Annotated in this window: 19 protein-coding genes; 12 read left to right on the top strand and 7 right to left on the bottom strand. The window is 64.5% G+C overall.

Annotated features, from left to right (window positions below; genetic code table 11):
• Positions 1–4: 4 nt before the first annotated feature.
• The 5 genes from BRX37_RS03970 to aroQ all read right to left on the bottom strand — a co-directional run bounded on the left by BRX37_RS03970 (position 5) and on the right by aroQ (position 3,557).
• On the bottom strand, positions 5–754 hold the full coding sequence (locus BRX37_RS03970) for a ParA family protein (protein WP_125985621.1): 750 nt from the start codon (positions 752–754) through the stop codon (positions 5–7).
• A gap of 84 nt (positions 755–838) precedes the next feature.
• On the bottom strand, positions 839–1,183 hold the full coding sequence (locus BRX37_RS03965; protein WP_125985620.1) for an arsenate reductase family protein: 345 nt from the start codon (positions 1,181–1,183) through the stop codon (positions 839–841).
• Positions 1,180–2,532 carry an acetyl-CoA carboxylase biotin carboxylase subunit gene (gene accC, locus BRX37_RS03960; RefSeq protein WP_125985619.1) on the bottom strand — a complete coding sequence of 451 codons (1,353 nt, stop codon included), beginning with the start codon at positions 2,530–2,532 and terminating at the stop codon, positions 1,180–1,182. The genes BRX37_RS03965 and accC overlap by 4 nt, the downstream gene beginning before the upstream one ends.
• Before the next feature lie 12 nt (positions 2,533–2,544).
• Positions 2,545–3,033 (bottom strand): acetyl-CoA carboxylase biotin carboxyl carrier protein, encoded by a 489-nt coding sequence (accB, locus tag BRX37_RS03955; protein ID WP_004210355.1) that lies wholly within the window; start codon positions 3,031–3,033, stop codon positions 2,545–2,547.
• A gap of 83 nt (positions 3,034–3,116) precedes the next feature.
• Positions 3,117–3,557 carry a type II 3-dehydroquinate dehydratase gene (gene aroQ / locus BRX37_RS03950; RefSeq protein WP_125985618.1) on the bottom strand — a complete coding sequence of 147 codons (441 nt, stop codon included), beginning with the start codon at positions 3,555–3,557 and terminating at the stop codon, positions 3,117–3,119.
• A gap of 131 nt (positions 3,558–3,688) precedes the next feature.
• Here aroQ and thiS point away from each other — a divergent pair, with 131 nt between their 5' ends.
• A complete protein-coding gene (gene thiS, locus BRX37_RS03945; RefSeq protein WP_004210358.1) occupies positions 3,689–4,690 on the top strand; it encodes a sulfur carrier protein ThiS in 1,002 nt (333 codons plus the stop codon).
• 464 nt (positions 4,691–5,154) lie between these two features.
• Here the strand turns inward: thiS and BRX37_RS03940 are convergent, their stop codons facing one another.
• The gene (locus tag BRX37_RS03940) at positions 5,155–6,039 is read right to left on the bottom strand and encodes a LysR family transcriptional regulator (RefSeq protein WP_125985617.1); all 885 of its coding nucleotides are present in this window, start codon (positions 6,037–6,039) and stop codon (positions 5,155–5,157) included.
• An 89-nt stretch (positions 6,040–6,128) separates the two neighbouring features.
• Here BRX37_RS03940 and BRX37_RS03935 point away from each other — a divergent pair, with 89 nt between their 5' ends.
• From BRX37_RS03935 to BRX37_RS03890, 10 genes are all read left to right on the top strand, one after another.
• A complete protein-coding gene (locus tag BRX37_RS03935) occupies positions 6,129–6,839 on the top strand; it encodes a CoA transferase subunit A (RefSeq protein WP_125985616.1) in 711 nt (236 codons plus the stop codon).
• A complete protein-coding gene (locus BRX37_RS03930) occupies positions 6,839–7,732 on the top strand; it encodes an HAD family acid phosphatase (protein WP_125985615.1) in 894 nt (297 codons plus the stop codon). The genes BRX37_RS03935 and BRX37_RS03930 overlap by 1 nt, the downstream gene beginning before the upstream one ends.
• Positions 7,729–8,046 (top strand): DUF5076 domain-containing protein, encoded by a 318-nt coding sequence (locus tag BRX37_RS03925; protein WP_125985614.1) that lies wholly within the window; start codon positions 7,729–7,731, stop codon positions 8,044–8,046. Before BRX37_RS03930 ends, BRX37_RS03925 begins: the two co-directional genes overlap by 4 nt.
• Positions 8,046–8,681 (top strand): CoA transferase subunit B, encoded by a 636-nt coding sequence (locus tag BRX37_RS03920; protein WP_004210374.1) that lies wholly within the window; start codon positions 8,046–8,048, stop codon positions 8,679–8,681. Before BRX37_RS03925 ends, BRX37_RS03920 begins: the two co-directional genes overlap by 1 nt.
• 9 nt (positions 8,682–8,690) lie before the next feature.
• Positions 8,691–9,131, top strand: coding sequence for an HIT family protein (locus tag BRX37_RS03915; RefSeq protein ID WP_017500254.1), 441 nt, complete (start codon positions 8,691–8,693; stop codon positions 9,129–9,131).
• A 1-nt stretch (position 9,132) separates the two neighbouring features.
• A complete protein-coding gene (locus BRX37_RS03910) occupies positions 9,133–10,428 on the top strand; it encodes a glycosyltransferase family 4 protein (protein WP_125985613.1) in 1,296 nt (431 codons plus the stop codon).
• 131 nt (positions 10,429–10,559) lie between these two features.
• Positions 10,560–12,203: a capsular polysaccharide export protein, LipB/KpsS family gene (locus tag BRX37_RS03905; RefSeq protein ID WP_125985612.1), complete on the top strand. Its 1,644-nt coding sequence runs from the start codon at positions 10,560–10,562 to the stop codon at positions 12,201–12,203.
• The gene (locus tag BRX37_RS03900) at positions 12,196–13,482 is read left to right on the top strand and encodes a capsule biosynthesis protein (RefSeq protein ID WP_125985611.1); all 1,287 of its coding nucleotides are present in this window, start codon (positions 12,196–12,198) and stop codon (positions 13,480–13,482) included. The genes BRX37_RS03905 and BRX37_RS03900 overlap by 8 nt, the downstream gene beginning before the upstream one ends.
• Before the next feature lie 70 nt (positions 13,483–13,552).
• A complete protein-coding gene (modB, locus tag BRX37_RS03895; RefSeq protein ID WP_037506164.1) occupies positions 13,553–14,254 on the top strand; it encodes a molybdate ABC transporter permease subunit in 702 nt (233 codons plus the stop codon).
• Entirely contained in the window at positions 14,244–14,891 is a 648-nt protein-coding gene (locus BRX37_RS03890; protein ID WP_125985610.1) for an ATP-binding cassette domain-containing protein, read from the top strand. Before modB ends, BRX37_RS03890 begins: the two co-directional genes overlap by 11 nt.
• A 39-nt stretch (positions 14,892–14,930) precedes the next feature.
• On the opposite strand, the gene modA is transcribed toward BRX37_RS03890, so the two are convergent.
• Entirely contained in the window at positions 14,931–15,716 is a 786-nt protein-coding gene (modA, locus tag BRX37_RS03885) for a molybdate ABC transporter substrate-binding protein (protein ID WP_125985609.1), read from the bottom strand.
• A gap of 143 nt (positions 15,717–15,859) precedes the next feature.
• On the opposite strand from modA, the gene BRX37_RS03880 reads away from it, so the two are divergent.
• Positions 15,860–17,497 carry a molybdopterin oxidoreductase family protein gene (locus BRX37_RS03880; protein ID WP_125985608.1) on the top strand — a complete coding sequence of 546 codons (1,638 nt, stop codon included), beginning with the start codon at positions 15,860–15,862 and terminating at the stop codon, positions 17,495–17,497.
• The last annotated feature ends 350 nt before the right edge of the window (positions 17,498–17,847 follow it).

Here is a 17,847-nt window from a genome sequence, read left to right as displayed (position 1 = left end):
GGCTTCAGCCCTGCTGAACCTGCCGTTCGACCATCGTCCATAGCGCGCCGAAGGCCTGGGCCGGGGGCGAGGCAGGGGCGAAGGCGCCCAGCGGCTTGCGACGGACCGTCATCTGCTCGATCGTGCTGGCCATCGGGATCGCGCCCCAGCCGGGCTGCTCTTCCAGTGCTTTGCGGTGCAGGCTGCGACGGCGGTCGACCATCGAATAGACCGGCAGGATCGGCGCATGATTGCCGCCGCGCTGCACCAGATAGCGCGCCACCTCGCCCATCGCGCGCTGCGACAGGGGCGAGGGGATGACCGGGATGACGATCAGGTCGGCGGCGCGCAGCACCTGCTCGCTGGTTTCGGTGAGGCCCGGCGGGCAATCGAGGATGATGCGGTCATAATCCTTGCCCAGGCTGTCGATCAGCTTGGCTAGCCGCTTCTTCTTGTCCATCTCGCGGAACAGATGGTCAAGGCTGCGCAGCGAGGTGTCGGCGGCGATCAGGTCCAGGCCCGGCACGGTGGTGGGCTGGATCAGCTTGCGGACCTCGACATCCTTGCTGAAGATGGCCTGAGCCGCATCGCGGCTTTCAAGATCGGTGGAGAGGAGCCAGCTCGACGCCGCCTGCGGGTCGAGATCCCAGAGCAGGGTGCGTCGTTTCGATATGCTCGCCGACGCCCAGGCGAGGTTGACCGAAAAGGTGGTTTTGCCAACGCCCCCCTTGAGGCTGTAGACGGCGATGGTCGCCAATGCCGGATCCTTTGCCATGGGAGAGGAAGCTACGGCTTCCCCCCGTCAAAGCAAGGGCTCAAATCAGCCGCTTGTTACATGGGCGTGACAAGCCGCTGATATTCAGAGGATTTCCAGAACCTTGTCCTGGGGGCGGCAGAAGCGCACGCCCTTTTCGGTTTCGACGAAGGGGCGGTTCACATAGGCCGGATTGGCCGCCATCTCGTCCAGGATCGCACCCGCCGTCATGTCGGGCAGACCGCGTTCCTCGGCATCGGTGCCCATCTTGCGGATCGCTTCGGCCGGGGTCATCCCGGCGTCGGCGAACAGCTGGACCAGCTTGTCGCGGGTGAAGGGGGTCTTGAGATATTCGACCACCTCCACCTCGACGCCGGGCGTTTCCTCAAGGATCGCCAGCGTCTTGCGCGACGTGCCGCATTTGGGATTGTGCCAGATGGTGGCTTTCACTGAGCATCCTCACGGGCAAGCCATTCTTCCAGCCACTTGATCGTATAGTCGCCGTTGAGGAATTCGGGATCCTTCAGCAACGCCTGATGCAGCGGGATGGTGGTCTTCATCCCTTCGATCACATATTCCTCCAGCGCGCGGCGCAGACGCATGATCGCGCCCTCGCGGGTGCGACCATAGACGATCAGCTTGCCGATCATGGAGTCGTAGTAAGGCGGCACCTTATAGCCCTGATACAGGCCGCTATCGACGCGGACATGCATGCCGCCCGGAACATGATAGCTGGTGACGGTGCCCGGCGACGGCGCGAAGGTCCTGGGATCTTCCGCGTTGATGCGGCATTCGATCGCATGGCCGGTGAAGCGGATATCTTCCTGGTTCACCGACAGCGGCTTGCCTTCGGCAACGCGGATCTGTTCGCGCACCAGGTCGAGGCCGGTGATCATCTCGGTCACCGGATGCTCCACCTGCAGGCGAGTGTTCATCTCGATGAAGTAGAATTCACCATTTTCCCACAGGAACTCGATCGTGCCCGCGCCGCGATAGCCCATATCGGCCATTGCCTTGGCACAGATGCCGCCGATCCGTTCACGCTCGGCCTGGCTCAGGACGGGCGAGGGGGCTTCTTCCAGCACCTTCTGGTGACGGCGCTGCAATGAGCAGTCGCGTTCGCCGAGGTGGATGGCATTGCCATTGCCGTCGCCGAACACCTGGATTTCGATGTGGCGCGGATTGCCGAGATATTTCTCGATATAGACGGTGGCGTCGCCGAACGCGGCCTTCGCTTCCGACCCGGCCTGCTGCATCAGCGTTTCGAGCTGGTCGGGCGAGGTGCAGACCTTCATGCCGCGACCGCCGCCGCCGGACGCGGCCTTGATGATCACCGGATAGCCGGCAGCATCGGCAATCGCGCGCGCTTCCTCGACATCGCTGACCGCGCCGTCCGAACCCGGCACCAGCGGCAGGCCGAGCGCGCCAGCGGTACGCTTCGCCTCGATCTTGTCGCCCATGGTGCGGATATGTTCGGGCTTGGGACCGACAAAGGCGAGACCATGAGCCTCGACGATCTCGGCGAACTTGGCGTTTTCGCTGAGGAAGCCATAGCCCGGATGGATCGCGTCGGCGCCGCTGATCTCTGCCGCAGAGATGATCGCGGCGATGTTGAGATAGCTGTCCTTGGCGGCGGGCGGCCCGATGCAGATCGCCTCGTCGGCGAGGCGCACATGCATGGCGTCGGCGTCGGCGGTCGAATGGACCGCCACCGTCTTGATGCCCATTTCATGGCAGGCGCGGTGGATGCGCAGCGCGATTTCGCCCCGGTTGGCGATCAGCAGTTTTTCGATGGCCATGGGATCGCGGCCTTATTCAATGACGATCAGCGGCTGGTCATATTCGACCGGCTGGCCGTTATCGACCAGCACGGCCTTGACGGTGCCGGCCACGGGCGCGGTAATCGCGTTCATCACCTTCATGGCCTCGACAATCAGCACGGTTTCACCGGCCTTCACCTGCGCACCGACGCGCGCGAAGGGCGCGGCGCCCGGCTCGGCCGAAAGATAGGCGGTGCCGACGATCGGCGACTTCACCACATTGCCGGCGGGCAGGGCAGGCTCGGCCGCCGCGGCGGGGGCAGCGGCCGGTGCCGCAGCCGGGGCAGCGACGGGTGCCGCTACGGCAGCGGGCGCTGCGAAGATGGGGGCGCCGCCACCGATCTTGCGCGCCACGCGAATCTTGCGATCGCCGTCCTCGACCTCGATCTCGGTCAGGTTGGTGTCGTCCAGCAAAGCTGCCAGTTCGCGCACCAGGGTGACGTCCACCTGCATCGCGCCCTTGTCATGCTTGTCGTTCATGCTTGACCCTTGTCGTCTTTCAAAATGCGTTCTGGCGGCCAGCGCCTATGCTCATTTGCGCCAAAGCGCAACTTTTGTGCGTTCTACAGTTCCAGAGCAGCTTCGAGCGCCAGCATGTAGGACATCGCGCCAAAGCCCGCGATCGTGCCCTTAGCGGCCATGCCGACATAGGATTTGTGGCGGAAGGCTTCGCGCGCGTGCGGGTTGGACAGGTGGATCTCGATCACCGGCACGGTGATGCCCTTGATCGCATCATGCAGCGCGATCGATGTGTGGGTATAGGCGCCGGGATTCATGATGATGGCATGGGCGCCCTCGCGATGCGCCTCCTGCACCCAGTCGACCAGATGGCCTTCGTGATTGGACTGGCGGAAGTCGATTTCGACATGGGCGCGGTGGGCGGCATCCTCCATCCGCTCGGCAATGTCGTCCAGCGTGTCATAACCGTAGATTTCCGGTTCGCGGGTGCCGAGCATGTTGAGGTTCGGGCCGTTGAGAACATAGATTTTGCGTGTGTCCGCCATGGCGATCCCCCAGTCGGTCGAGACTTGTCTGTTGCGGGCGCGGCGTCGCCGCCCCTATATGCGCGCTGATCTTTAGCCCTTCGTGTCGCGCCAAGTCGAGACACGTTTCCAGCCACGAACGGGATAATGTAGTGAGCATCGACGGCACCATCTCCATCCATATCAATGGCGAGCATCGCCGCATCCGCGACGGCCTGACCCTGGCCGAGCTGGCGAGCGAGCTGGGTTTCGCGCCGGAGAAGGTGGCGGTGGAGCGCAATTTGGAAGTGGTGCCGCGCTCGACCCTGGCCGATGTGAAGGTCGAAGACGGCGACGAGCTGGAGATCGTCCATTTTGTGGGTGGCGGCGATGTGTCCCCGGTGGATGACGATAGCTGGACGGTGGCGGGCAAGACCTTCCGCTCGCGTCTGATCGTGGGCACCGGCAAATACAAGAATTTCGAGCAGAATGCCGCCGCGTTGGTCGCGTCGGGCGCAGAGATCGTCACCGTGGCGGTGCGCCGCGTCAACGTGTCGGATCCCAACGCCCCGATGCTGACCGACTATATCGATCCCAAGAAGGTCACCTATCTGCCCAACACGGCGGGCTGCTTTACCGGCGAGGAGGCGATCCGCACCCTGCGCCTGGCGCGCGAGGCGGGCGGCTGGGAGCTGGTGAAGCTGGAAGTGCTGGGCGAGGCGCGGACGCTCTACCCGGACATGGTCGAAACGCTGCGCGCGACCGAGGTGCTGGCCAAGGAAGGCTTCAAGCCGATGGTCTATTGCGTCGATGATCCGATCGCGGCCAAGCGGCTGGAGGATGCCGGCGCGGTCGCGATCATGCCGCTGGGCGCGCCGATCGGGTCGGGTCTGGGCATCCAGAACAAGGTGACGATCCGCCTGATCGTGGAAGGCACCAAGCTGCCCGTGCTGGTCGATGCGGGCGTGGGCACCGCGTCGGAAGCGGCGCAGGCGATGGAGCTGGGCTGCACCGGCGTGCTGATGAACACCGCCATTGCCGAGGCGAAGGACCCGGTGCTGATGGCGGCGGCGATGAAGGCGGGTGTCGAGGCCGGCCGCATGGCCTATCGCGCCGGCCGCATGGGCAAGCGCATGTATGCCGACCCGTCGAGCCCGCTTGCCGGCCTGATCTGATTCCAGGGCGTCGCGGCGCGGGATTCGACGCGACAGTCGAAGTTCACAGTGTCGTGGGGGTGATTCCGGGCCAATGCGCCAGGAACGCGCCCGCGACGCGACAGCGAAGCGACAGTCGCGCGACAATCGGGTCACGATCGCGCGCGTTCGACGCGACAGTGACGCGACACGCAGGCGACAGTGAAGCGACGGCTGGGCGGCGCATGGCCGGTTGCTTGGGGGCGGATGTTCCATCTCTCAGAATAAATCAGAAGAAATGCGTGTAGGACAGCGCGGTTGAGGGGCGGAATCTGTCGCTAACAGCATCGTCACCCTGAACTTGTTTCAGGGTCCATTTGTCCCAGCAGGCCAATGGACTATTGGGCTGGATGGATGCTGAAACAAGTTCAGCATGACGTTGTGAGGGAGGGGCGGAAGCCCATTATTTGACCGATCAGGTTGACCGCGACCCCATCCCTCGTTCTTCATTCCTCACCCCGCAACTCCAGCCGGCTGGCCCGGTCGAAGATGGTGAGCACCAGCGGGTCGGCTTCGGCGGCGCGGACGGCGACGTGGAAGTCGACCGGGGGCATGAGCGGGGCGTTGGGCACCGGGACCAGGCGCCCTGCGGCCAGTTGCTGGCGGGCCATCGGCCGGGGGAAGATGCCGATGCCGCCGCCTTCCAGCACGATGTCGATCATGGTGCGGACATTGTTGCACAGGTTGAGCGGACAGTCGGCCAGGTCTGACGCGGCAATCGCGTCCTTCATGATGCGGTAGAGTGGCGAGAGGTTGGTGAGCGACCAGATCGGCGGGCGCACGTCTGCCATCGTCGCGACGGTTGCGGGGCTGGCGAGCCAGAGCAGATCGACGCTGCCGATCGGCGCGGTGCGCAGCATCGGATGGGCGATGCGGCCGGCGGCGAAGGCGAGGTCGGCATGGCCCGAGGCGAGCTGCTGGATGAGGTCGGCGGTGAGCGCGATGTCGACCTCCAGGCTGACATGGGGCAGGTCGCGGCCAAGCTGGGCAACGAAGCCGGGCAGGCAGCTGGCCGCCGCAATCTCGCCCGCGCCGATGCGGATGATGCCGGTCGCGCCGGATATGTCGCTGCACCCCATCAGCACACCCTGGAACCGGGCCCAAAGCGGTTCGCTTTCCCGCACCAGTTCGCGCCCCGCCGGAGTGAGGGCCATCGTCCGCCCCTCGCGCCGGAAGAGCGCGGTGCCCAGATGGCTTTCCAGCTCGCGCACCCGCGCGGAAATGGCTGGCTGGGTGGTGTTGAGGCGCGCCGCCGCCGCCGCGAATGTGCCCAGCCGCGCAATCCAGAGCAGGGTTTCGAGATGGTAGAAGGCGATGCGATTGATAGACATTGTTTGGGTTTAACCGAAAAAACAAATCATTGGTATTGATCGGTTTGCCTGCCTAGTCTGCGCTGAAATCGTACAAAGGATGGATGCCGATGGCCAAGAAGCTCTACCCCGATGCCGCCGCTGCGCTGGAGGGGCTGCTGTTCGACGGCATGCATCTGTGCGCGGGCGGCTTTGGCCTGTGCGGCATCCCCGAACGGCTGATCGACGCGATCCGCGATTCGGGGGTCAAGGACCTGACCATCGCCAGCAACAATGCGGGCATCGACGGCGAGGGGCTGGGCAAGCTGCTGCGCACGCGCCAGGTCAAGAAGATGATCTCCTCCTATGTCGGCGAGAACAAGGAGTTCGAGCGGCAATATCTGGCGGGCGAGCTGGAGGTGGAATTCTGCCCCCAGGGGACGCTGGCCGAGCGCTGCCGCGCGGGTGGGGCGTGCATTCCCGGCTTCTACACCAAGACCGGCGTCGGCACGGCGGTGGCCGAGGGCAAGGAAGTGAAGAATTTCGACGGTCAGGACTATATATTGGAGCGCGGCATCTTTGCCGATGTCGCGATCATCAAGGGCTGGAAGGCGGACGAGAGCGGCAACCTGATCTTCCGCAAGACCGCGCGCAATTTCAACGCGCCGATGGCGACCGCGGCGAAGATCTGCATCGCCGAGGTGGAGGAAGTGGTGCCGGTCGGCAGCCTGGACCCCGATGCGATCCATCTGCCCGGCATCTACGTCAAGCGGATGATCGTCGGCGCGCCCTACGACAAGAAGATCGAGTTCCGCACCGTGCGCCAGAGGGACGCGGCCTGATGGCGACGATGATGCGGCTTGCGCCGGCGCTGTTGCTGGCGCCGCTGGCGGCCTGTGCGACGACCACCGCGACGACAAGCGCGACGGGGCCGGCGCCCGTGACGCCGACCGGACCGGCGGTGCCGCCGGCGGGCATGCAATATCTTTATGGTTCGGGCGAGGCGGCGGCGCTGTCGCGCCAGGCCTGGACCGCTTTGGTCGCTCATGCCGCTGCCGTCGTGAAGGCACGGCCGGCCGATTCTGTCGTGCTGGCCGAAGGCGCGAGCCTGGATGCGCCAAAATATGTGCCGTGCGGCAACCGGCCGTTCGCCGCCGTGTTCGACGTCGACGAGACGGTGATGCTGAACACCGGCTTCGAATATCATGATGCGAAGACCGGCAAGGGCTATGACGCCGCCGACTGGGATGCGTGGGAAAAGACCGGCGAAGGCGCGGTCGGGCCGGTGCCGGGCGCGGACAGCGGCCTCAGCGCGCTGCGGGCGATGGGTGTCACCGTGATCTTCAACACCAACCGCTCGGCCGCCAATGCCGACGCGACCGCACGCGCGATCAAGGCGGCGGGGCTGGGCGAGGCGGTGCATGGCCAGACGCTGTATCTGGCCGGCGACGATGCCATGGGATCGCGCAAGGATGGCCGGCGCTGGACGATTTCGCGCAGCTATTGCGTGATTGCACTGGGCGGCGACCAGCTCGGCGATTTCACGGACCTGTTCAATGTCGGGCAGAGCGTGCCGGCGCGGCGCGCCGCGACGCAAGGCCCGGCAATCGCAAAACTCTGGGGCGCGGGCTGGTTCGTCCTGCCCAACCCCGTTTATGGCAGCGGCCTCAAGGGCGGCTTCGACGATGTTTTTCCTGCCGACAAGAGGTGGGCGCCGGGAGGCTCGAAGCCATGATCGGCTTTCGGGTGGCAGAGCATCCGGGCGCGCTGTCGCTAAAGGGTAATTTGGCGCCGGAAAAGGACGCGTTCGAACTGGCCCGCTTTTGGATAAGTCCTGAAGAGGGGCGGTCGCGCGTGTTAATCGGCTTCCCCGACAAGTGGCGGCCGGAGTTGCTGGGTTCGCTGTTGGTGGAAAGCGTGCATACGGCTGCCAAGGCTTACGCCCAGACAGCGCAAATGTCCGAGGAAGAGGCCTTGCGCCGTATCTGGCAGGGGCTTGATGAGGAACGCGCGAGGCTGAACGCCGAGCCTGCGAAGGAGAGTGAGTGATGGCCTGGACCCGTGACGAGATGGCCGCGCGTGCGGCGAAGGAGCTGGAGGACGGCTTCTATGTGAATCTGGGCATCGGCATCCCGACGCTGGTGGCGAACCATATTCCCGACGGCGTCGAGGTGACGCTGCAGTCGGAAAATGGCATGCTGGGCATCGGTCCCTTCCCCTATGAGGGGGATGAGGATGCGGACCTGATCAATGCCGGCAAGCAGACGATCAGCGAGCTGCCGCAATCGGCCTATTTCAGTTCGTCCGACAGTTTCGCGATGATCCGCGGCGGGCATATCGACCTGACCGTCCTTGGCGCGATGGAAGTGGCCGAGAATGGCGACATCGCCAACTGGATGATCCCCGGCAAGATGATCAAGGGCATGGGCGGCGCGATGGACCTGGTCGCGGGCGTCAAGAAGATCATCGTGGTGATGGAGCATACGTCCAAAAATGGCGATCCCAAGTTCATCCCGGCCTGCACCCTGCCGCTGACCGGCAAGAATGTGGTCGACATGATCGTCACGGACCTGTGCGTGTTCCAGCGTCCCGACCATGACAGCCCGTTCAAGCTGGTTGAACTGGCGCCGGGCGTGACCGCCGAAGAAGTCGCTGCTAAGACGACCGCCCATTATATCAGCTAAGGGCGTTTCATGAGCCTCGACGGCACCTATGACGAAGCCAATATCTTTGCCCTGATCCTGCAGGGCAAGATCCCGTCGACCAAGCTGTACGAGGACGAGAAGACCTTCGCCTTCCTCGACATCATGCCGCAGACGCGGGGCCATGCGCTGGTCATTTCCAAATGGTCCAAGGCGCGCAACCTGCTGGAAATGGAGGATGAGGCGCTGGGTGAGGTGATGGCGACCACCAAGAAGGTCGCCACCGCCATCCGCAAGGCGCTGAACCCCGACGGCATCCAGATCGCCCAGTATAACGGCGCGCCGGCGGGCCAGACGATCTTCCACCTGCACGTCCATATCCTGCCGCGCTGGGAAGGCGACCCCAAGGGCTTTGCCGCCCATGGCGCCGGCGCGCAGGCGGACAAGGATGCGCTGGCGGCGCTGGCCGAAGAGATTCGCGCGCAGTTCTGACGTGGCACTCAAACCCTTCAAGGCGCCGGGCGCGCGGCTGGCGCTGCGGTCCAAGCCGGCCAACAGCTATCTGACCGGCGACCGGGGCGGGGCCGAGGTGATCCTCGACATCTCGCGCCTGCTCTCGCGTGCATTCCACCCGACGCCGACCGGCATCGACCGGGTCGAATATGTCTATGCCCGCGAATTGCTGGAGCGGATGCCCGATCGGTTGGCCTTTGCCGCCGTTCATCCGGCGGGCGGCTATTATGGGCGCTTGAATCACGCTGCCGTGCGCCAGTTCCTGGCCTTCACCGCGGCGAAATGGCGCAATGTGGATTCGCCCGACGAGCGCAAGGAGCGGGCGGCGGTGATCCGCCACATGTTCGCGACGCGCCCGCGCCCGGTGCCCAAGGCCAAGGGGCCGCGCATCTATCTGCAGGCGTCGCCCCATCATCTGGACGATGCGGCGCAGGTAGGGGCGATTTTGCGGGCGGAGGGCGCGAAGTTCGTCACGCTGGTGCATGACGTCATTCCGCTGAGCCATCCCGAGTTCGCCCGGCCGCAGGGCGCGGACGAGCATCGTCGCCGGCTGCGCAGCATCGACCTTTATGCAACCGGCATTATCGGCAACAGCCAGGCGACGCTGGACGCGCTGGAACCGCATCTGTCGAACGGCCTGGCCGATCGCCAGACATGCGTCGCCCATTTCGGCGCCGATCCGCCCGATGTGTTTGGCGGTTCCGGCACGACGCTCCCTGAGCGGCCCTATTTCGTCTATCTGTCGACTATCGAGCCGCGGAAGAATCATCTGCTGCTGCTCAATATCTGGCGGCGGATGGTGGACGAACTGGGCGATGCGGCGCCGATGCTGGTGCTGATTGGCCGGCGCGGCTGGGAAAATGAGAATGTGATCGACATGCTGGAGCGGGGCGAGGCGCTGCGCGGCCATGTGGTCGAGGCGGGCGAACTGCCCGACAACCAGATGCAGGATCTGGTCGCGGGCGCGCGGGCGATGCTGATGCCGTCCTTTGCCGAAGGGTTCGGCATGCCGGTGGTCGAAGCGCTGTGCGCTGGCGTCCCGGTGATCTGCAGTGACATTTCAGCCCATCGCGAGGTGGGCGGGGATGCGCCCGATTATATCGATCCGCTCGATGGCATGGGCTGGATGCGGATGATCCACGCCTATGCCGCAGCGGATTCGCCACAGCGGGCGGCGCAACTTGCACGGATCGGCGGATGGCATGCGCCGACCTGGCGTGACTATTTCGACATAGTGGCGCAGCTATTGGAAGATGTGACAGCGACTGTTCCTTGACCTGTCATCGCCCGGCGATCATGACTGATCCGGTCGAGAAGATGACCGCGTGCCGGATCAGGGGGATATGTGACCGGGGGTTGGTGGAAAAGGCGAATGGGACCTATGTCTCAGGTGGAGCGCGACGCTCCGTGACCATGATGCCATTCCTGCGTTCTCCCCCCTTTCCGGGCATTGATCCGGATGTGGCGGCGATCAGCCATCCGGTAGCCGGCGCGTCGGTCGCGGCTATTCCCGACACATTGTTCGACATGATTGTGGCTGCGCGTGTCGGGGGCGATTTCTGGGGGCATCGGCCACGGGGTGTGCAGGTCGTGGCGCGGGCCGGGATCGCGATTCCCGCAGAGGCCTGTGTCGGTCTGGTCGCTGGACAGATTGGCATCCTGCCGCTGGCGCGACGGGGTGGTGCGGCCGTCAGCGCAAAGATCGGTCATTTTCTGCCGTTCGGTTGCGACCCATGGACATTGGTGGCGCAGGCGCGTGCCATCTATGCCCAGCCGGACGATGATCTGGCGATCATCGGGGGCCTGCTCGGCGTGGCGGTCTTTGGCGCGAATGGTGATCGGTTTGCGCCGGAGCGATTGCGCGCGGCAGCACGGGACAGGCTGGCGGCGGCGATCTATCGGGATTGTTTTACCGGTACGCCGGTCGATGCCGCGCATGTCGTTGCGCAACTGGCCGACTGGCGCCGCCATATCGACGGCAATCGTGGTATCGCCGCTGCCAGCGGCATGGCCTTCTGGAAACGGGAGGCGATCCGGCATTTTCTCTGGGATGGGCTTGATAGCCCGCCCTTCCTGTCAGCTGCCCGAGGCTTGGCTCGGGCGCGTCAGCGTGGCGCGGCGCTGGCGATCTGGCCGTCCCGTGTGCCGTCCGATACGGTTAGCGAGGCAGCGGCCAAGGGCGTTTCGATCGCGCGGGTGGAAGATGGTTTCCTGCGATCGCGCGGATTGGGGGCAGGCTTGCATCCGCCCGGGTCCGTGGTGATTGATCGCAGCGGCATCTATTATAATGCCCGAAGGCCCAGCGATCTGGAGACATTGCTCGCAACCCAGATATTTACGCCTGCCCTGGTCGACCGAGCGCGCCGCTTGCGCAATCGGGTCTGCGCGGCGGGCGTTACCAAATATGGACTGGAGGCTGGGCAGATGATCGATCTGCCGGCCGACCGGCGGACCGTCCTGGCCGTGGGACAGGTCGATGACGACATGTCCGTCCAGCTGGGCGGCGCGGGCGTTGGCGGCAATCTGGATTTCCTGGCCCGCGTGCGCAAGGCGGAGCCGGACGCCTGGATCGTTTACCGCCCCCATCCCGACGTCCAGGCCGGACATCGCAAGGGCCATCTGAGCGATGCGGTCGTGCTGGAACATGCCGACGCGATCGACAGCGGGGCACCATTGATGGAACTGGTGCAGCGGGTAGACGAAGTCCATGTGCTTTCCTCGCTGACAGGCTTCGAGGCGCTGATGCGCGGTCGCTCTGTCACGGTGCATGGCATGCCCTTCTATGCCGGCTGGGGGCTGACCCGCGACCTGGCCAAGCCGTCATCCCGAAGAGGGCGTTTGCTGGATGTGGATCAGCTTGTCGCGGGCGCACTCATTCTCTATCCTCGCTATCTCGATCCGGTGACGCGCTTGCCCTGTGGCCCCGAACTGATGGTGGACCGCATGGCCAGTGGATCGACGCCGCCGATGACATGGCTCATTCGGCTGCGCGCGCTACAGGGGAAGCTACGAAGATTTATGACATTGTCCGCTGAGTTCCTTCATGGCTGAACCAACGTCGAAAATATTCTTGTTCCTGCAGGGGCCGCATGGTCCCTATTTCTCGATGCTTGCGTATGCGTTGCGCAAGCGCGGGCATTCCGCTCTGCGGATCAACATCAATGGTGGCGACAAGGTCGATTGGCCAGGAGATGCCACCGATTATCGTGGAACATTTCGTAACTGGCCGCTCTTCTTTGACGATTTTATCGTCAATCATGGCGTTACGGACCTGATTCTCTATGGTGATTGCCGTCCCTACCATACCTCGGCACATGGCATGGCACGGCTGCGCAACTTGCATGTTCATGTCGTGGAGGAAGGGTATATTCGCCCCGATTTCCTGACATTGCAGGACGATGGCGTTAACGGCAATTCGACTCTGCCGCTGGACCCACAATGGTATCTAGACCAGGTCCGGGGCTTGCCGGACTATATCGATAATCTGCCGCCCGTGCCCTCGACCTTCAATGCCCGTGCGCGCAACACGATGCGCAATGGTCTGGCCGCTGCATTCATGCGGCCCTATTTCCCATTCTACCGAACCCACCGACCGCATAGTTTCCTGATGGAATCGGTCGCCTGGTGTCGCAAGCTGGTCATGCGTCGCGGTGACGGGCGCCGGTCTTTCAAGGCGTGGGATACGGTCAAGGATAAGCCCTATTTCGCGCTCCCGTTGCAACTCAACTCCGATTATCAGATTCGCGTTCATTCGCCATTCGGTAACATGCGCGCTGCGCTGCGTTTCGCTATCAAGAGCTTTGCGCAGCATGCGCCTGATCATGTCTCTCTTGTGGTGAAACGCCATCCGCTGGACCCCGGTCTTGTCGCCTGGGACCGACTGACTCGCCGGCTGGCCGCTCATTATGGCGTAAAGGACCGTGTCGTCTATCTGGCCGATTGGGACATTGCCGAAGTGGTGGGCAAGTCGTTGGGCGTAGTGACGGTGAACAGCACTGTAGGCACGCTGGCGCTCAATGCCGGCAAGCCTGTCGTGGTTCTGGGGCACGCAGTCTACAAGGTGCCAGGAGTGGTGCATCAGTCGAGCCTTGATGATTTTTGGTCGGCGCCGCGCCAGCCGGACATGACGCTCTATTCAGCGTTTCGGCGAGTTCTGGTCGATCGCTGCCTCATTCGCGGAGGGCTTCTGAGCGAGGAAGGGCTGCAGATGCTCGTCAGCAACGCGGTTGATCGGCTGTTGCGGGCGCCTGCGCAGATTATCCGGCCAGACAGAGGCCGGGCACCACGATGGACAATGCAAAAGGGCACGGCGTTACGTGGAGTACGCTAAAGGACAATTTTGGTGACCATCGCCATTGATCGGCGAATGCGCAATCTTGCCGAAGTGAATCGGTGACTACATGCTATTGTCATCGATCAGTGCTGAAGAATGGGCGATCATCGGGCTTTCGCTCCGGGTCAGTCTGACAGCGGTCTTCGCGATGCTGCCGATAGCTTTTGCCTTGGCATGGTTGCTCGCGCGCTATCGTTTTCCTGGCAAACTGATGCTTGATGCACTGGTGCATTTGCCGTTGGTGGTGCCACCGGTGGTCACCGGCTGGCTACTGCTGCTTCTGTTTGGTCGGCAGGGTGTCTTTGGTTATTGGCTGGAAAGCTGGTTTGGCATCAGTCTGTTGTTTCGCTGGACGGGCGCAACGCTCGCGGCAGCAATCATGGCGATGCCGCTGATGGTGCGCGCTATCCGGCTGTCTATTGAGACAATCGATCGACGATTGGAGGCTGTCGCCCAGACGCTCGGAGCCGGCCGTATCCGGGTCTTCTGCACCATCTCGTTGCCACTCGCGGTTCCGGGCATATTGGCTGGCATGATCCTGGGTTTTGCTCGATCGATCGGGGAATTTGGCGCCACCATTACCTTTGTATCCGATATACCAGGGGAGACCCGAACACTGCCGATCGCCATCTATTCCGCGCTGCAACTGCCGGACAGCGAAAATGCGGTATTGCGGCTGGCACTGATTTCGATTGCGCTGTCGCTCGGCGCGCTGATGGCATCCGAATGGCTCGCGAGACGCATGGGCAGGGGCGACCATGTCCTTTGACATCCATGTCCGTCGCCGACTGGGAGCCAATCATCTGGCCATAGACATTGCCAGTTCCAGTGCGATCGTCGGCCTATTTGGTCCATCTGGGGCAGGTAAGAGCAGCCTGCTCAACATGGTGGCCGGTCTATTACGTCCCGATGAAGGTCGTGTCGCGATTGCCGGGGGCACGTTGTTTGACAGCGCCGTCGGCGTAGACCTGCCCATCGCGCAGAGGCATTGCGGCTATATTTTTCAGGATCTGCGCCTCTTTCCGCACATGAGCGTGCGCCGGAACCTTATTTATGGCCGAAGGCATAGTGGAAGAAGCGCGCTTGATATGCCAGCTGTCGTCGACATGTTAGGCATCGGCGATCTGCTTGAGCGCCGGCCACATTCTCTCTCCGGGGGGGAGGCGCAGCGCGTGGCGATTGGGCGTGCCTTGCTAGCCAATCCTCATTTTTTGTTGATGGATGAGCCATTGACGGGCCTGGACCAGGGCCTGAAGGACCAGATACTGGAGCTTATACGCAAGTTGCACGCGGCCACATCGATCCCGATTCTTTATGTCAGTCACGATCGCGCAGAATTGGAGGCGCTGGGAGCCGACCTTGTCTCGATCCGTCCGTCGGAAACCGGAGATGGGGCGGGGCTTTGAGATGATGGTGTGCGCGATCCGTAGAAAAACAATCGGCGATCAGGGCGCGCTGAAGCCGTAACGGCCAAGGATCGCCCGGCCCTGCGCCGACAGCAGGAAACGGCGGAAGCCTTCCGCGTCGCGGTGGCGACTGGCGGTCAGCCGTGCCACCGGATAGCGGATCGGCGGATGGCTGTTGGCGGGAAAAGTCCCGACCGTCTGCACCGATTTCGAGGCTCGGGCGTCGGTTGCGTAGACGATGCCGAACGGGGTGGCGCCGCGTTCGACCAGGGCGAGGGCGGCGCGCACGCTGTCGCCGCGTGCGACCTTGTCCGCGACCGAGGGCCAGACATTGAGCGCGGTGAGCGCCGCCTTGCCATATTTGCCCGCCGGCACGGCGTCGGGATCGGCCATGGCCAGGCGGCCGCCGTTCAGCGCTGCGGCCAGCGGCATGTTGCGGCCGATGCGCAGCCGCACCGGCTTGCCGGCCGGGGCGATCAGCACCAGCCGGTTGCCGGCAATGTCGGCGCGGCTGCCGCGCGCGACGAAGCCGGCCTTCTGGATATCGTCCATCCAATCTTCGTCGGCGGAGGCGAACAGGTCGGCAGGGGCGCCGGCCTTGATCTGCCGGGCCAGCGCCGAGGAGGCGGCGAAGGACAGGACCGGGCGGGCATGGCCCTGCCGCGCCCAGGCGTCGGCGGCGGCATTCATCGATTCCTGCAGGCTGGCGGCGGCAAGCACCAGTGGCCCGCGCCTGTCCTGCGCGGCGGCCCAGGATGGCGACAGCAAAAGCGACAGCAGCGCGAGCGCGCGCAGCAGGAGCGGAATCGGAGAGAAGAAGCGCATGACCGCCTTGTGCGCCCGGCGCCGGGGCCATGCAATTGTCGGCACATGCTTTTGTCGCCGCGCCCGATCCGCTAAGCAGGCGCTGGTGACGCCGATCCTTCCCCCCTTCGTCCGTTCCGGCCGGACCCGCGCAGCCCTTTGACATGGCAGTGATACGCACGCTTTGCGGCCGGTGCGGCGTCGGCTGTGGCCTGCGCGCCATCACCGGCGAGGACCGCGACCTGATGGTCGAGGGGGACCGGATGCATCCGGCCAATGCCGGGCGGCTGTGCGGGCGCGGGCTGGAGATCGCGGAAGAGGTCGGGCTGGAAGGGCGATTGCTCCAGCCGATGATCGACGGTCGGCCGCAACGCTGGGAGAAGGCGATTGCGCAGGTCGCGCGGCGGCTGTCGGCGGTGATCGCCCAGCATGGCCCGGATAGCGTGGCGCTGCATGTCGGCGGCGGCCTGCTGACCGAGGATTATTATGTCGCCAACAAGCTGATGAAGGGCTTCATCGGTTCGGCCCATGTCGATGCGGGCTGGGCGGCGAATGACGGCGCGGCGCTGGCGCAGCGCGCGGCCTATGGCGAGGATGTGATGCCCGCCGCCTATGAGGATATCGAGCGGGCCGAGCTGATCCTGATGATCGGCGCCGATCTGGCGCAGGATCATCCGGTGCTGAGCGCGCGGATCGCGGCGGCGCGGATCGAACAGGGCGTCGAACTGCTGTTGCTGGCGGCGCCGGGCGAGGGGACGAGCATCGAGGCGGATCTGCGCATCGACGTGCCGCGCGACGGCATGGCGTCCTGGATCGCCGGGCTGCTGCGCCATTGCCATGATGTCGGCGCGACCGATGCCGACTATCTGGCGCGCAATGTCAGCGTGCCCGATGATTTCTGGGCACAACTGCGGACCCGCCATGATCTGTGGTCGGTGGCGCGGGGGTGCGGCCTGTCGCCGATGGAATTGCGCGCGCTCTATGACCGGATCGCCGCCGTGCCACGGATCGTGACGCTGTTTGGCGGCGCGGACGAGGGGCTGGCGCGGGCAGTGATCGATTTCCATCTGGCGATGGGGCGGATCGGCAGGCCGGGGGCGGCGCCCTTTGCCATGACGACCGCGGCCAATGGTATGGGCGGGCGCGAGGTCGGCTGCAATGCGAGCGGCCTCGCGGCGCATCGTGGCTTCACGGCATCGGCGATGGCCGAAATAGCCCGCTTCTGGTCGGCGGAGGCGATGGCGACCGGGCCGGGGCTGGATGGCTCGGAACTGGCCGACGCGGTGCGGGACGGGCGCATCCGCGCACTGTGGAGCATAAGCGGCGACGGCATTGATCCGGCCTGGCTGCGCGCAGCGCTGGACGCGGTGCCGCTGGCGATCCGCTCCACCCCTTGGGCCGATGCCGAACGGGACGGGCGCGGCATTGCGCTGCCATCGGCCAGTTGGGTCGAGAAGGACGGCACGCTGACCGGGGCGGACCGGTTGATCAGCCGCCAGCGCCGGCTGTTCCCGCTGCCCGGCGAAGCGAAGCCCGACTGGTGGATCGTCACCCAGGTCGCGCGCGCCATGGGCTGGCAGGCGGCCTTCCATTATGAATGGGCGGCGGAAATCTATCGCGAGCATGTGCGCCTGACCGCCTATGGCAATGACGGCGCGCGGCTGCTCAACCTGCGCCGCCATGCCCCGATTTCCAACCCCGCCTATGAGGAACTGACTCCCTGGCGCTGGGGCGAGCTGCCATTCGACGAGGGGCGCTTCCTGACGCCGGACGGCAGGGCCCGCCTGCTGCCCCTGTTCTAGGCGGTAGATCGTCGGGCAACGGGGCGCCGACGCGACAGTAGAAAGTTCACACCGTTGTGCGGCCTATGGTGGCGCGTCTTTTGGCGGATTTGCGCCAGGTCGGTCGGTGCGGGGGGATAGCCGCGCGACGATCAGGCGCCGGTGCCGCGCCTGCGACGCGACAGCGAGGCTACAGGGAAAGGACAGCGACGCGACAGTGTCGCGTGGGCGGCGGCAGTGGGGGCGGGAAAGGGTGCGGCGTTCCATCTACGCATGTGGAACAGAAAGGGCGAGAGTAGTAAAGCGATGGGGCTGCTAGCGACCAAGAGCGGCCATGTTCCCCCTCCCGCAGGCGGGAGGGGGTTAGGGGG

Source organism: Sphingomonas sp. S-NIH.Pt3_0716 (genome assembly GCF_003950715.1).
GTDB lineage: Bacteria > Pseudomonadota > Alphaproteobacteria > Sphingomonadales > Sphingomonadaceae > Sphingobium > Sphingobium yanoikuyae_A.
This window is presented reverse-complemented; position numbering and strand designations above follow the sequence as displayed.

Coding starts and splice junctions, on each gene's coding strand:
- BRX37_RS03970 (WP_125985621.1), bottom strand. CDS start 754: ATGGCAAAGGATCCGGCATTGGCGACCATCGCCGTCTACAGCCTCAAG.
- accC (WP_125985619.1), bottom strand. CDS start 2,532: ATGGCCATCGAAAAACTGCTGATCGCCAACCGGGGCGAAATCGCGCTG.
- accB (WP_004210355.1), bottom strand. CDS start 3,033: ATGAACGACAAGCATGACAAGGGCGCGATGCAGGTGGACGTCACCCTG.
- aroQ (WP_125985618.1), bottom strand. CDS start 3,557: ATGGCGGACACACGCAAAATCTATGTTCTCAACGGCCCGAACCTCAAC.
- BRX37_RS03940 (WP_125985617.1), bottom strand. CDS start 6,039: ATGTCTATCAATCGCATCGCCTTCTACCATCTCGAAACCCTGCTCTGG.
- BRX37_RS03935 (WP_125985616.1), top strand. CDS start 6,129: ATGGCCAAGAAGCTCTACCCCGATGCCGCCGCTGCGCTGGAGGGGCTG.
- BRX37_RS03930 (WP_125985615.1), top strand. CDS start 6,839: ATGGCGACGATGATGCGGCTTGCGCCGGCGCTGTTGCTGGCGCCGCTG.
- BRX37_RS03925 (WP_125985614.1), top strand. CDS start 7,729: ATGATCGGCTTTCGGGTGGCAGAGCATCCGGGCGCGCTGTCGCTAAAG.
- BRX37_RS03920 (WP_004210374.1), top strand. CDS start 8,046: ATGGCCTGGACCCGTGACGAGATGGCCGCGCGTGCGGCGAAGGAGCTG.
- BRX37_RS03915 (WP_017500254.1), top strand. CDS start 8,691: ATGAGCCTCGACGGCACCTATGACGAAGCCAATATCTTTGCCCTGATC.
- BRX37_RS03900 (WP_125985611.1), top strand. CDS start 12,196: ATGGCTGAACCAACGTCGAAAATATTCTTGTTCCTGCAGGGGCCGCAT.
- modB (WP_037506164.1), top strand. CDS start 13,553: ATGCTATTGTCATCGATCAGTGCTGAAGAATGGGCGATCATCGGGCTT.
- BRX37_RS03890 (WP_125985610.1), top strand. CDS start 14,244: ATGTCCTTTGACATCCATGTCCGTCGCCGACTGGGAGCCAATCATCTG.
- modA (WP_125985609.1), bottom strand. CDS start 15,716: ATGCGCTTCTTCTCTCCGATTCCGCTCCTGCTGCGCGCGCTCGCGCTG.
- BRX37_RS03880 (WP_125985608.1), top strand. CDS start 15,860: ATGGCAGTGATACGCACGCTTTGCGGCCGGTGCGGCGTCGGCTGTGGC.